This window comes from Ruegeria sp. CDSA020, assembly GCF_059612345.1.
The window spans coordinates 65,516-78,591 of record NZ_JBXWQK010000002.1 but is presented as its reverse complement, the minus strand read 5'-3'; the positions used below and the strand labels follow the sequence as shown (position 1 = coordinate 78,591).

The 13,076-nt window shown below is 54.2% G+C and carries 13 protein-coding genes; 11 read left to right on the top strand and 2 right to left on the bottom strand.

Translation table 11 applies throughout. The annotated features are described in order from the left end of the window. Positions 1-375: 375 nt before the first annotated feature. Positions 376-993 (bottom strand): helix-turn-helix domain-containing protein, encoded by a 618-nt coding sequence (locus AC2FJW_RS03360; protein ID WP_496692294.1) that lies wholly within the window; start codon positions 991-993, stop codon positions 376-378. A gap of 101 nt (positions 994-1,094) precedes the next feature. Between AC2FJW_RS03360 and AC2FJW_RS03355 the strand changes: the two genes are divergently transcribed. From AC2FJW_RS03355 to AC2FJW_RS03335, 5 genes are read left to right on the top strand one after another with little or no spacing between them, the layout of a single operon-like run. Beyond that, positions 1,095-2,285 carry an LLM class flavin-dependent oxidoreductase gene (locus AC2FJW_RS03355; protein ID WP_496709669.1) on the top strand — a complete coding sequence of 397 codons (1,191 nt, stop codon included), beginning with the start codon at positions 1,095-1,097 and terminating at the stop codon, positions 2,283-2,285. Continuing rightward, positions 2,278-2,955: a glutathione S-transferase family protein gene (locus tag AC2FJW_RS03350; RefSeq protein ID WP_496696862.1), complete on the top strand. Its 678-nt coding sequence runs from the start codon at positions 2,278-2,280 to the stop codon at positions 2,953-2,955. Before AC2FJW_RS03355 ends, AC2FJW_RS03350 begins: the two co-directional genes overlap by 8 nt. Continuing rightward, entirely contained in the window at positions 2,955-3,437 is a 483-nt protein-coding gene (locus AC2FJW_RS03345) for a flavin reductase family protein (protein WP_281973656.1), read from the top strand. The genes AC2FJW_RS03350 and AC2FJW_RS03345 overlap by 1 nt, the downstream gene beginning before the upstream one ends. Then, positions 3,434-4,330, top strand: coding sequence for an alpha/beta hydrolase (locus tag AC2FJW_RS03340; RefSeq protein WP_496701111.1), 897 nt, complete (start codon positions 3,434-3,436; stop codon positions 4,328-4,330). Before AC2FJW_RS03345 ends, AC2FJW_RS03340 begins: the two co-directional genes overlap by 4 nt. Continuing rightward, complete coding sequence (locus AC2FJW_RS03335) at positions 4,327-4,701, top strand: nuclear transport factor 2 family protein (protein WP_142638874.1); 375 nt, start codon at positions 4,327-4,329, stop codon at positions 4,699-4,701. Before AC2FJW_RS03340 ends, AC2FJW_RS03335 begins: the two co-directional genes overlap by 4 nt. A gap of 374 nt (positions 4,702-5,075) precedes the next feature. Here AC2FJW_RS03335 and AC2FJW_RS03330 read toward each other — a convergent pair whose 3' ends face one another. Then, on the bottom strand, positions 5,076-5,729 hold the full coding sequence (locus tag AC2FJW_RS03330; RefSeq protein WP_496692299.1) for a GntR family transcriptional regulator: 654 nt from the start codon (positions 5,727-5,729) through the stop codon (positions 5,076-5,078). 209 nt (positions 5,730-5,938) lie between these two features. Between AC2FJW_RS03330 and AC2FJW_RS03325 the strand changes: the two genes are divergently transcribed. From AC2FJW_RS03325 to AC2FJW_RS03300, 6 genes are all read left to right on the top strand, one after another. Continuing rightward, positions 5,939-7,021: a Gfo/Idh/MocA family protein gene (locus AC2FJW_RS03325; RefSeq protein WP_496749204.1), complete on the top strand. Its 1,083-nt coding sequence runs from the start codon at positions 5,939-5,941 to the stop codon at positions 7,019-7,021. Between the two features lie 100 nt (positions 7,022-7,121). After that, positions 7,122-8,132, top strand: coding sequence for a TRAP transporter substrate-binding protein DctP (dctP, locus tag AC2FJW_RS03320; RefSeq protein WP_496749203.1), 1,011 nt, complete (start codon positions 7,122-7,124; stop codon positions 8,130-8,132). Positions 8,133-8,162: 30 nt separating this feature from the next. Then, complete coding sequence (locus AC2FJW_RS03315) at positions 8,163-8,738, top strand: TRAP transporter small permease (protein WP_496692302.1); 576 nt, start codon at positions 8,163-8,165, stop codon at positions 8,736-8,738. After that, the gene (locus AC2FJW_RS03310) at positions 8,735-10,030 is read left to right on the top strand and encodes a TRAP transporter large permease (RefSeq protein WP_496705417.1); all 1,296 of its coding nucleotides are present in this window, start codon (positions 8,735-8,737) and stop codon (positions 10,028-10,030) included. The genes AC2FJW_RS03315 and AC2FJW_RS03310 overlap by 4 nt, the downstream gene beginning before the upstream one ends. Further along, complete coding sequence (locus AC2FJW_RS03305) at positions 10,030-11,922, top strand: bifunctional sugar phosphate isomerase/epimerase/4-hydroxyphenylpyruvate dioxygenase family protein (RefSeq protein ID WP_496749202.1); 1,893 nt, start codon at positions 10,030-10,032, stop codon at positions 11,920-11,922. The genes AC2FJW_RS03310 and AC2FJW_RS03305 overlap by 1 nt, the downstream gene beginning before the upstream one ends. Next, positions 11,919-12,755 (top strand): citryl-CoA lyase, encoded by an 837-nt coding sequence (locus tag AC2FJW_RS03300; RefSeq protein ID WP_496749201.1) that lies wholly within the window; start codon positions 11,919-11,921, stop codon positions 12,753-12,755. Before AC2FJW_RS03305 ends, AC2FJW_RS03300 begins: the two co-directional genes overlap by 4 nt. Positions 12,756-13,076: the final 321 nt, after the last annotated feature.

Here is a 13,076-nt window from a genome sequence, read left to right as displayed (position 1 = left end):
GGATCTGAACAGAAGCCATGACATCATAGACTTCAATCGTGACCAAGCCACAGCCGCACAATTTACTGTCGATGGTCATATCGAAGAGAGCGAGATCGCGTTGGTTAGCTGCAAGCGCACGCAGCGTCTCAAATGCAGCGCGAGTGGAGGATCTGGTGCCGCTGTTCAGCGGAAAGGATAACCATTCATGCAGACCGTAGCGGCGATTAGTGGTCGAATTTACAGATCGCAGGACAAAGCCAACTGTTGTCTCTATTGACCAAATGACTGGTTTTGGCCCAAGCAGTTAGGTCAGATCTGTGGGCTTTTCCGAATGCCATTATCCGTTGCTTTGTATCAAAAGCAATTCTCGCAATAGTGATAGCTGGCCAACAATCACCAAGTAATTCGTATTGGCGACATCGCCCAGACCATTGTGGCCTCTTTGTCAGTCCGGTTGCGGAACCGATGCGCGATCATTGAAGGGTAGGAAAAGCTGTCGCCTTTGCGAAGAACTATGATTTCTTCACCAAGGCGCAGCTCCACTTCGCCACTCAAGACGATCGCATGTTGCTCGCCCTCGAAAGAATAACCTTCCTGGGGTTCAGGCGGTGTACCGGCTCCTGGGCGGAACCGTGACAGGATCAGATAGCATTGTCCGGATAGTGTGCTGGATAGCAGTTCGTCTTCGAATCCCAACTCCTGGGTTGTTCGCGTGTACATGTTGGAAAGCGCCCTGCGATTTTCTTTGCGTACGACATGTTTGCGTTCCAATGGTCCGACACCCGATTGCTTGGGAAAGAACCAGTTGGGATCGACCGAGAGCGCTTCACTGATCTCTCGCAGAAGCTCCGCCGATGCTTTTGCTGATCCCAGCTCGATCCGGCTCAGATACGCCGTCGAGCAGGATACCGTTTCCGAAAGGTCTTGTAACGTCAGGCCACGCGCCTTGCGCACTTCGCGGATTTCGCTGCCAAGCCGTTGAGTGTCAGTATCAGTAACGTTGCTATTCATGCATTCGGGATAAGAGATTTTTGTTGATTTTTCGAGTAAAATTCAACTTAGTTGAAAATTGGGTGATAATTCAACTTACCACATCTGTCCGGGAGATCGCTATGCGCTTTGATTTGATTGCCAATTTCAGTCCTGGTGAGACGATTCCCTGGATCCGGACACTGGAGATGATCCTCGAACAATGTTCGCTGGCAGAGCAGGCTGGATTCACGACCGCCTGGTTCACAGAACATCACTTTGCCCATAACGGCTATATGAACGCGCCGCCCAACCCGATCCAGATGGGTACGCATGTGGCTGCTCATTGCACAAAACTGCGGGTTGGAACGGCGCCCATCATCTTGCCGGACTGGCACCCATTGCGCGTGGCCGAAGACGCGGCGATGCTGGATAACATGTCGCTGGGCCGGTTCGATTTTGGTGTCGCCAAGGGCATCAATGAGCGCTCGACCATCCAGTTCAACTCGGATGCGGATCGGCGCGACAACGCCAAGGTGATGCGCCTCTATCAAGAGAGCCTGGATATTATTCTGAAGGCGTGGACCAACGACGCCTTCACCCATCAAGGTGAGTTCTATGAGTTCCCAGTTCCAGGCTGGAAAGAAACCAACCGTTTTTTTGAACCGCTGGACCCGCGCTATCACGACGAGAATGGCGAGTACAAAGCGATATACGTGCATCCACGCCCGTATTCTGATCCGCACCCGCCGGTCTGGCTCATGTCGAATGCGCCTCCCACATTCAAGCTTGCTGGTGAAAAAGGGTGGGGTGTGATCTCGATGGCCGCTGGACCCAAGGCGACACTGGCCTGCTGGGAACCCTACCGCGAGGCGCTGTCCAAACGTGAAGGGCGCGATGTGAAACCAGGAGAAGGCGTTGGCGTCTGCACGGCGTTCTATGTCGGTGAAAGCATGGAGGAGGCGGTGAACACCATTCGTGGCCCGATCAATGCCTATTACGAATTCCTCGGCGGGTCGCGCCCCAAGGGCGAGTGGACAAAACATGGCTATCTTGATGTCGGCGAAGAGATGACTTCTGAGGACGAAGAGATGGATTGGTTCGATTTCCTCAATAAACGCGGGATCATTGTGGTTGGTGACGCCGAATATGTAGCGGATCGTTTTGCCGAGCGGCAGGAAACCATCGGCCTCGACCACCTCATGTTGATGCAGCAATACACTGGCGTTCCCTACGAGAAAATCCTGTCCAGTTGGCATCGACTGTTTGAGCATGTCGTTCCAAAATTCGGGACACAATCCATCGCGCAGAAAAGGATGTTGGAGCATGCTTGAAATTTGGGGGCGGCCCTATTCATCAAACGTTATTCCGGTGATTTGGACAGCCAATGAGTTGGGATTGGACTATACGCTGCAACTGGCCGGGGGCAGCTTTGGCAAGCTCGACACTGATATGTACGCGCAGATCAATCCCAACAAAATGATCCCGGCGATCCGCGATGGGGATTTCGCGCTTTGGGAAAGCCTCGCCATTGTGCGGTATCTCTGCGACCGGTACGGCGCGGGAACGTTTAGCCCCTCTGACCTACAGACCCGCGCCATCGCGGATCAATGGATGGAGTGGTCCGCCAGCCGCGCCTTCGGGCCGGTGATTTACCTGTTTTTTGCAACTGTGCGCACCCAATCCGACCAACGGGACCAGGAACAGATCGCCAAACTTCGCGATGAGGCGCATGAAACGCTGAACATTCTGGATCAGCACCTTGCGGATAAGGCCTATGTCTGTGGCGACAGCTTTACCATGGCGGATATTCCGCTGGGTTGCGTGGCGTATCGCTATTTCAATGTCGAGGTCGACCGCCCACCGTTGCCCAATGTCGAAGCGTGGTACGAACGATTGGCGGAACGCCCCGCATACCGGGGTCACGTCATGCGTCATTTCGGCACAAACCCGGATGAGTGGGCCGCCCTTGAAAAGGCCTGTGTCAGTGAAGGAGTTCTGTGATGGACTTGCGTGACTTTCGCCGTGCGCTAGGCGCTTTTCCGACAGGGGTCACAATCGTGGCCACTTATGACCCCGAGGGCATGCCATGGGGCCTGACCGCCAACTCCTTCACCTCGGTCTCACTCGAACCGCCTGTGATCTCTGTCTGTGTCGCAAAATCGGGTCGTGTGTTCCCGACGCTGTCCAGGTCAGATCATTTCGCGGTCAACATCCTGTCCGCGGATCAGAAAGCTTTGGCGTTGCATTTTGCCAGCAATGTGGAAAACCGGTTTGCCGATACGGAATGGACTCCTGGGGCCAAGACGCCTTTGGTCCCCGGTGCATCTGCGCATCTGGAATGCACCGTGCACAACCGGGTTGATGCGGGTGATCATGAAATCCTCTTGGGACGTGTCGTGAACTATGCCCATGCACCCGTTCCTCCGCTGGTCTTTTGTCGCGGCGCGTTCTTTTCCGCGCCCCAATCGGAGGCAGTATCATGAGTGATCATCTGACTTTCCACACCCGGTTCAGCCCTGACGAATTCGACGCGCAGTACAATTTGCGGGCTGGGCGGCCGGACTATGAAGTGACCGTCATTCCCGGGTGGAGCCGCGACAGCGCGCACGCGCGTGCAACATCCGATTGCAGCCTAGATATCCGCTATGGAGAAGGCGAAAAACAAAAGCTGGATGTCTTCCGCTGCGCGGACACCGCCGCACCGACATTGGTCTATTTCCACGGCGGCTATTGGCAGCGTGGCGACAAATCGATCTACAGCTTCATTGCGCCGCCGTTTGTTGAGGCGGGGTTCAATGTTGTTGTCATCGGATACGATCTTTGCCCGTCTGTGACCATCACGAGAATTTCAGAAGAAGCGCGTGAGGCCATGTCCTTTGTCTGGCGCAACGCGGGCGCATTGGGCATCAATCCAGACCGTCTCTGCGTTATGGGCCATTCCGCTGGCGGCCATATTACCCAGATGATGATGGCGACCGATTGGCCGGCATTTGACGATGACTTGCCCGCAGACCTGATTAAATCTGGCATTCCGGTCTCACCGCTCAGCTATCTTGAGCCGGTCCGCCTGACCGAGGCTTTGAATGCGGGCATCCGAATGGATCCGGCAGAAGCCCAGGCCGAAAGCCCGATGACCAAGCACCCTCCGGGTACCAATGCCCCTCAGCTGGTCGTCGTCGGCGGCGCGGAAACCGATGAGTTCCACAGGCAAGCACGAATGTATGTCGAAAAATACGAAACAGCAGACCGCAAGATGGGTCTCTATTTCGTGCCCGATGTGGATCACTTTGACGAACTGAATGTGCTGGTCGACCCGGCGAGCCCCTTCTTCAAACACACTTGCGATATGCTTCAAGGAAAAGGACCGAAATCATGACCGCTTTGACCCGAGACCTAGTCGACTCTGTCGGTGACGCGTTTAACGCCAATGACATTGATTCTGTAATGAGACACTTCGCAACCGACGCTACATTTGATCACGCTGTTGGCCCCGAAGAACATGGCGTGCGTCTGGAAGGAGCCGAAACCATTCGTGGTGCTTTTGCAGCCCTGTTTGAAAAGGTCGCGAACGTGCATTGGGAAACGCTCGACTGCGCTATTTCCGGCAACAAGGCTTATTGCGAATATCGCCGTACAGCCGTGCACAAGGATGGTTCAAAAGAAGAGTTTCTAAGCGTTGACATCCTGACCTACCGAGACGGGCTGATTGTCCACAAAGACACGTATTACAAGCAACGTACAAGCTGACCCGACAGCCTTTGATGCAGCCAAGCACGCAGCAGTTTTGTAAGAGGGAACCTATCTCGCTTTGACAAACCGCTGCATCGGCAATCAAGCTCCGTTTCGCGCAATCCGTTATTGCGTAATGAAAAGATGCGAAAACAGCTAAGGCCCAAACTTGGCATTACCAATGGGAACAAGGATCGGTTCGAGGAACTGCACAGGATTGTCGAAGAGAGCGAGAAGAAGTGCTTTACCATCATCGGATGATGAAAAGCTGCTCAGGGGCACGCTGAAGATGTAGATTTCTAACTAGATCCTGAGACGCCATCGGAAGCACTGCATCACCGTATTCAGCTCTTAGCTTAAAAGTACCGGTGTCACAGTAAAGGGGGGAGAGGTCACATAGCCTCCAAGGTATGCGCGAGGCCATTTCGAATGTGGTCTTCCAATAACCTCTTTGCCGTGTTCGCGTCTCTGGCCAATGCTGCATCGAACATACCCTTATGCTCCTTGATGGCTTCTTCGCCACGATTGGTCAGCACGAGCATCTGATAACGTAAGTATTTGTCGTAGATGATCGAGTGCAGAGACAGAAGGTTCTTGGAGTTGCAGGCCGCGATCATCGCTTGGTGGAACTCCCAATCATAACGTTTCCAGGTTTCTTTCTCGGATTCGTCGCCCTTGAGAAGTTGCCGTTCTATCAGGTGCAGTTTGTGATGTGCGGCAACGAGGTTGCCTTCCCAATCCGTGTCGCCGTTCGCAATGGACAACTCCAACGCGTGGCATTCCAACAGGACACGCAGCTCTGATATTTCGGTCAGGTCTTCTCGGGAGACCGGCGCAACCAGGAATCCCCGTTGTTCGGGAGCTTCGACAAACCCATCGCTGGCAAGCCTGTTTAGGGTTTCACGAAGTGTCGAAAGGCTCGCCGCATAGCGTTCCTTCAATGCGTCCAGCTTCAGTTTGGAACCGGGTTGCAGCGCCCCGAAGATGATATCCCGCTTGATGCGCTGATAGGTGCTTGCACCTATCGTAGACGGCTGTTTCGCCATGCGTTTCACCCGATATTCTCAGTTTCTTCGTTCAATTAGCATTTTTCGGAGACATCAGCAATCCCAACTGATGTATGGTAAAAATAATAATATCATATATTATTGCGGAATCGCGAAAACCCCAATACCTTCATGTCCAAATTGAGCAATGCAGCTCAGTCGCAAATGTCGGTTTCGGGATTTTTCGAACCATCCGGAAGGAAGCAAAAGTGTCTAAGAACTTTCGCATTGCCATTGTTGGCATTGGCCTTGTTGGACGCCGCCACGCAGACGCTATCCGGGCGTTGCGCCATGTTGACCTTGTTGCGGTCGTCGATCCCAGTGACGAAGGCCGTGCTTACGCCGTTGAGCACGGGGTGGCATGCTACGAGACCCTTGAGGAAATGTTTGCAACTCAGACGCCGGACGGCGCTGTGCTTGCGACCCCTACGACGCTTCATGTCGAACAAGGCCTTACATGTGTGCGACATGGGTGTCCTGTTCTCGTCGAAAAACCGATCGCCGTGGAAGCTGCCGCAGCACTGGAGCTTGTCCAGGAAGCGGAGAGGGCCAATGTGCCTCTGATGGTCGGACATCATCGTCGGCATAACCCCCTGATCAAGTCAGCCAAAGAAGCTATTGTTGATGGGAGGATTGGGGATGTTCGTGCTGTCCACGCGAATTGCTGGTTCTATAAGCCCGACGAATATTTTGATGCCGCGCCCTGGCGAAAGAAACCCGGTGCAGGGCCCATTTCGGTCAATCTTGTCCATGATGTGGACCTTCTGCGGTATCTGGCCGGAGAGGTCGTGGCGGTACAGGCGCAGTCGGCTTCATCGCAACGCGGTTATGACAACGAAGATGTCGCCGGGGCTCTGTTGACGTTTGAAAGCGGAGCGATTGGGACCATAAGCGTGTCCGACAGCATCGTCGCCCCGTGGAGCTGGGAGATGACGTCTCAGGAATATCCAATCTATCCGTCGACAGCGGAGAGTAGCTACATGATCGGTGGTTCTTATGGATCGTTGTCCGTACCTGATCTTCGACTATGGAACTACCAAGGTGATCAACGGGATTGGTGGACGCCAATCTCATCAACCGTGTTGAAGAAGGGTGCATCTGATCCGCTGGTCAATCAACTCAGGCACTTTGTTGAAGTTGCTCGGCACGAAGCAGATCCGATTGTGTCCGGATGGGAAGGTTTCAGAACACTTCAAGTCATTGAAGCTATACAGAATTCCTGCAGAATGGGCGAGAAGGTCAGGATAAAAAGCCTGCAAAATACGCCAAAGGCAAATGTATCTGTAATATAAAATATCTGATATTTTGTAAAAAATCTTGCAAAATGTCCAAAATAGGTCAAAACTCTGAATCGCAAAAAAGAAGCTTCATGATGTCTCAGGGAGGAGCAAAGTGATTACCAAACTTACCCGTAGGGCTGCAGTATCAGCCCTGGTCGCAACCGGTGTTCTGTTTAGCGCAACAAGTGGTGCGCTGGCGGAAGACAAAGTGCAACTTCGCCTCGCAACATCAGGATCGGAGACCGACCAGCGCTCGGTCGCCATGGCAGATGTCTTCGCGCCAATGGTTGCCGAGTTCGCAAATTATGAGCCCAGCTATAACGGCACAATCTTTGCACAGGGCACCGAACTTGACGCCATCAGCCGGGGCAACCTGGAAATGTCGATTACCTCGGCGCAGGAACTCGCACAGTTCTTCCCTGAGTTTTCGATCTTTACTGCAGGCTATGTCCATCAGGACGCCGCGCATCAGGTGGCTGTCTTTACCGATCCCTTGATGGATGCGTTCAAGCAAAAGGCTGAGGAAGAGCTGGGTGTTAAACTCCTGTCGGTTATGTATCTGGGCCGACGTCAGGTGAACCTGCGCCAGCCCAAAGATGAACTGACCGTGACGACACCAGCGGACTTGGACGGCGTGAATCTTCGGATGCCGGGCACTGACGCATGGCAATTTCTAGGCAAGGCTCTGGGTGCAGCCCCGACGCCAATGGCCTTCTCAGAGGTTTACACCGCTCTGTCGACAGGTGCGGTTGACGGTCAGGACAACCCACTGCCGACCGTGGTTGACGCCAAGTTCTATGAAGTGACCAATCAGATCGTTCTGACGTCGCATCTGGTGGACCTTAACTATATCGCCATTGGCAAGGGTGTCTGGGACGGGCTGACACCGGAACAGCAGGCTAAAGTTCAGGAAGCCGCAGACGCAGCCGCGGAATCTGGTCGCCAAAAGCAGCTTCAGAAAGAAGAGGACCTTGTCAGCTTCCTGAAAGAGCAAGGGATGGAGATCTACGAACCTGATCTCGATGCGTTCCGCAATCAGGTACAGTCCATGTATCTGGACAGCGAATTCGCTGGCTCTTGGCCCGAGGGGATTCTGGATCGGATTAACGCTCTGGGCAACTAAGTTCAGCAAGACAAGAGAGGGAGAACCGCAATGAAGGCCTTTATCAAGGGGTTCTCCCGACTGACCGAAGCGATTGCCGGCGGGATGCTGGCGGCAATCTTCCTGATCTTCCTTCTGCAAATTCTCTTGCGGTATTTTTTTACACCCGCCGGTTGGACGCTAGAATTGATCGGCATTCTTTGGGTCTGGGTGATCTTCTTCAGCTGCGCCTTTATCGTGCGCGAACGGGATCATGTGAAGTTCGACATCATCTATCTTTCGGTGCCGACGCGCGTTCGCCAGATCTTTGCAATGCTGGCGGCCGCAGCGATTGTGATCGGGATGCTCTATAGCTTCCTGCCGACCTGGGACTACATCGACTGGATGAAAATCCGCAAGACAGCGACTGTCCGCAATCCGTTCTCGGGCGAGAAGATACCGTTGCGCACTGTGTTTTCGATATATGCGGTATTCATGCTGGTCGTAGCAGCGCGATACGCGTGGTTATTCTTCGACGTCTTGCGCAATGGCCCTCCAAAAACAGAGTTGGAACTGGTCGTTGGGTACAACGTGGTTGACGATCATCCCCGTGTCGACGTCGTAGACGACGAGGAAGCAAATAAATGAGTATCGAACTTCTTTCCTGCCTGCTCGCTCTTTTTCTTCTGGCGGGCATTGGGACACCTATTGGGTATTCCATCCTCTTAGCCTCATTGGTGTATTTAGGCACGGCCGGACTGGATGTCGCCCTAGCGGGCGAGAAGATCCTACAAGGCTTCTACAAAAGCACGATCCTGCTTGCCGTGCCTTTGTTTATTGTCGCCGCCAATATCATGAATGCGGGGTCGATCACGGATCGACTGCTGAACTTCTGCGTTGCGGCGGTCGGGCGTTTCAAGGGTGGCCTCGGACACGTAAACGTAGTGGCATCTCTGATCTTTTCCGGCATGTCCGGCTCTGCTGTCGCGGATGCGGCGGGAATTGGTAAAATCATCATTGAGATGATGACCAAAGATGGCCGCTATAGCCGAGGCTATGCAGCCGCAATCACGGCGGCCTCGGCAACAATCGGCCCTATCATTCCGCCCTCAATCCCGATGGTATTGTACGCGCTTGTTTCCAAGGCCTCTATCGGTTCGTTATTTCTGGCCGGTATTCTGCCGGGACTGATAATGGGCGTCGTCCTCATGGCGATGAACTATTATCTGGCAGGAAAGCGGAACTTTGCCTTGGAAGAACCTGTTCCGTTGCGCGAATTGCCCGCCAAAACCGCCAATGCGTTTCCTGCGCTGCTAATGCCCGCCATCCTGCTCTATGGCATCTACGGGGGTGTCACGACACCGACCGAGGCCGCGGCCGTGGCCGCACTCTATGCCCTGCTGCTGGCAGGGTTCTTCTATCGCGCCTTGTCGTTCCGTGGCCTTTATCAGGTCTTCGTTGACAGCGCCCGTTCTTCTGCAGCGGTTGGAGTTGTCATTGGTGGCGCGTTCATTTTGAACTTCATCGTGATTCAGGAGCAAATCCCACAGTCTATCTCGGCGCTGCTGGAAGGTTCGGATGTCAGTCCGATCGTCTTCTTGATCCTCGTCAACCTGCTGATCCTTGCCCTGGGGTGCGTTTTGGACGCGACAACGATCATTCTGGTGATTGTGCCCTTGTTCATCCCGACTTGCGAAGCGCTTGGTATTGATCTGGTGCATTTCGGTGTGCTGGTCGTCGTGAATTCGATGATCGGTCTGATCACGCCGCCCTACGGGATTCTGCTGTTCGTAATTAATGCTGTTTCGGATATTCCACTGCGTGAAATCATTTCCGAGATTTGGGCCTTCTTGGCGGTGTTGATTTTCGCCTTGGTGATCATGATGCTGATGCCCGATCTGGTTCTGTGGTTGCCGCGTATGTTTGGGTATCAGGGGTAATGTGTCTCTCGGTTTCGACAACGTCGATCCCCGGTGATCTGGCCGAAAAACTAAGTGCAATCGCTGATGCGGGCTTTAGCGGTGTCGAGTTGCATGAACCGGATTTGACCGCTTTTGACGGGCCACCATCGCGAATTCGGGACATTGCATCAGATCTCGGACTAAAGATTTGTCTGCTGCAACCCTTCCATAACCTTGAAGGCCAGGCCGACAGCGAGCGGGAACGTGCCTTTGATCGGCTGAAGCGCAAACTCGATCTGATGAGCGAATTGGGAACGGATCTGCTGCTAATTGGCTCTGCATTCGAAGTGGACCCTGCTGCCACCGAGGATCAGGTGATCTCAGACCTCAGCGAAGCGACCGAGATTGCAAAAGGGATGGGGCTTCGCTTGGCTTATATGGGTTTGCCGTGGTCCGATCTCATTCACTCGGACGAACAGGCGTTGCGCGTCGTCGAGGCGATTGACAGCCCTTACTTTGGACTGGCTTTAAACTCTTTCTTCTCGCTCGCTGACGGTTCCAAACCCGCCCGCCTTAGGGACATTCCCGGAGAGCGATTGTTCCATGTGCAACTGTCCGATGCGCCCCGGCTTGAGATGGATATTCGCAGACTCAAAAGGCACTTCGGGCTTCTACCTGGGCTTGGATCACTTAACCTAGCAGGCTTTGTGCGCGTGCTGGCCAGAGCAGGATACAAAGGGCATTGGTCCATTGCGCGCGTCAACGAAGCAGCTCCTCAACCCGGCGGCCGAACACTTGCCCGAGACAGCTACAGGTCGCTGGTGAACCTCCTGGATGAGGTATTCCGGACCGAGCCGGGAACCGATTTCGGCATCCCAAACCTGCCAGAACGCGTTTATGCGTCAGGCTTCGAATTCGTAGAGTTTGCAGCCGATGAAACAAGCGGGGCACAACTGGCAGACCTGCTGTCAGCAATGTGTTTTCGAATGGAGCGAAAGCACGTCACCAAGTCTGTCGAATTGTGGCGGCAAGGCGCGATCAACATCGTTGTGAATACCGAAAAAGAAGGCTTTGCCCATTCGGCGTTTCTGGGCCATGGCCCATCGGTCTGTGATATGGGATTGCGTGTCAAAGATGCGGATCAGACGGTTCAACGTGCAACCGCGCTGGGCGCCCCGAATTTCTTACAGCCGGTGGGAACAGGAGAGCTGGATATCCCTGCAATCCGTGGTGTTGGTGGCAACGTCGTTCATTTCATCGATGAGAAATCCGATCTGCATCGGGTATGGGATATCGAATTCGAACCGGTTGCCAAAACCAAAGCCATGCAACCCGCCGGATTGCGCCGTATCGACCATCTGGCACAGACAATGCGCCACGATGAAATGCAAAGCTGGCTGCTGTATTACATCTCGACCTTCGACATGGCAAAGTCGCCAATCGTGAACGTGGCCGACCCGTCGGGCGTCGTGCAAAGCCAGGCCATCGAAAGCCCCGAAGGCGAAGTGCGTCTGAACTTGAACGGGGCCGTCGGTCGCCGAACGCTGGCGGCATCGTTCCTTGAAGAAGGCTTTGGGGCAGGTGTTCAACATATCGCCTTCCAGTCCGATGATATTTTTGAAACCTCTGCTCAACTGCTTAAGTCTGGTTTCCCCAGCCTGACTATTCCAGAAAACTATTATGCTGATCTGCAGGCGACTTTTGGGGTGAGTGACGACCTGATCACCCAACTGCATGGGGGCAATATCCTCTATGATCGCGCGGGGGGAGCAGAGTATTTTCAGATCTATAGCCGTCCCGTTTTCAACGGTTTTTTCTTTGAAATCGTTGAACGCCGCGCTGGTTATGCAGGTTTTGGCGCGCGCAACGCCCCTATTCGCCTCGCCGCGCAAAGGAAAACTCAGGCGGCGAAAGAGGTGCAAACGCCATGAGCGCGCTGGATGAAAACATGACAAGTGATGAGCGCGCCGTTCGCCAATGGTGGCGCACCTCCATCATCGATATGAAGCCCGGGTACATCGCATTTCGTGGCAACGCCATAGAGGACCTGATCGGGAATGTATCCTTTCCGCAGATGATCTGGATGATGGTGCGAGGCGATCTGCCGGGCGATGCTCAGGCGCGCCTGTTTGAGGCCGCTCTGGTCGCAGGTGTGGATCACGGCCCGCAGGCTCCCTCGATTGCGGCTGCGCGTATGGCTGCTACTTGTGGAGTAGGTCTCAATAATGCGATCGCGACTGCAGTGAATATGCTGGGCGATGTACATGGCGGAGCAGGCGAGCAGTGCGCCGAGCTTTATTATGATATCGCCGATCGCATAGATGCCGGGGCATCGCTGAATGATGCTGTTCGGAATGGTCTGGACAGTTGGCGCGAGACTTACGGCAAGATCGTTTCAGGTTTCGGACACCGGTTTCACAAGCCCGTCGATCCGCGTGCACCCCGGCTGATGCAGCTCGTTCGCAATGCGGCAAATGATGGCACCGTTTCAGGTCGCTTTGCAGACATCGGAGAAGGGGTTCAGGCCGAACTTGGTCGTCAACGGGGCGGTCGGCCGATTGCGATGAACATCGATGGCGCGACAGCCGTGATCTTTTGCGAACTTGGCTTTCCCGCGCCCCTGTCGCGGGGGCTGTTTTGCTTGTCCCGTTCGGTTGGAATTCTTGCCCACGCCTGGGAACAGATGAACCAGGGCGGTCGGAACAAAGGCCCTATGCCCCCGAATTACTTACCCCTCTACGAAGACAGGAATGATGAGATGTGAGACATCTAGATCTTTCCGGGCCGGCCCTGTTGGCGTTGGTCGTATAAACGATGTCGATCTAAAACCACATTCAATAATTCCCAATGCCAAAGTCATGATCTGCGGCAGCCTCGATTCTTCAGAAAGCCGCACCAAGGCCGATCAATACGGCATCGCCAGAGCCTGCGCGCCTTGATGGCGCCAGGGTTCCGGCTGATTGGCTTGCCTATCCCGGTGATGATCACGGCGCAGACGCGTCCGATTTCACGATGCCTCTGTGGGGCCTCGCCAGTTCAGAGCGATTGGATCATCATATAAGCTTTTGTAAAAAAATGATTAAAC

Coding starts and splice junctions, on each gene's coding strand:
- AC2FJW_RS03305 (WP_496749202.1), top strand. CDS start 10,030: ATGTGTCTCTCGGTTTCGACAACGTCGATCCCCGGTGATCTGGCCGAA.
- AC2FJW_RS03330 (WP_496692299.1), bottom strand. CDS start 5,729: ATGGCGAAACAGCCGTCTACGATAGGTGCAAGCACCTATCAGCGCATC.
- AC2FJW_RS03335 (WP_142638874.1), top strand. CDS start 4,327: ATGACCGCTTTGACCCGAGACCTAGTCGACTCTGTCGGTGACGCGTTT.
- AC2FJW_RS03355 (WP_496709669.1), top strand. CDS start 1,095: ATGCGCTTTGATTTGATTGCCAATTTCAGTCCTGGTGAGACGATTCCC.
- AC2FJW_RS03340 (WP_496701111.1), top strand. CDS start 3,434: ATGAGTGATCATCTGACTTTCCACACCCGGTTCAGCCCTGACGAATTC.
- AC2FJW_RS03315 (WP_496692302.1), top strand. CDS start 8,163: ATGAAGGCCTTTATCAAGGGGTTCTCCCGACTGACCGAAGCGATTGCC.
- AC2FJW_RS03350 (WP_496696862.1), top strand. CDS start 2,278: ATGCTTGAAATTTGGGGGCGGCCCTATTCATCAAACGTTATTCCGGTG.
- AC2FJW_RS03300 (WP_496749201.1), top strand. CDS start 11,919: ATGAGCGCGCTGGATGAAAACATGACAAGTGATGAGCGCGCCGTTCGC.
- AC2FJW_RS03360 (WP_496692294.1), bottom strand. CDS start 993: ATGAATAGCAACGTTACTGATACTGACACTCAACGGCTTGGCAGCGAA.
- AC2FJW_RS03345 (WP_281973656.1), top strand. CDS start 2,955: ATGGACTTGCGTGACTTTCGCCGTGCGCTAGGCGCTTTTCCGACAGGG.
- AC2FJW_RS03310 (WP_496705417.1), top strand. CDS start 8,735: ATGAGTATCGAACTTCTTTCCTGCCTGCTCGCTCTTTTTCTTCTGGCG.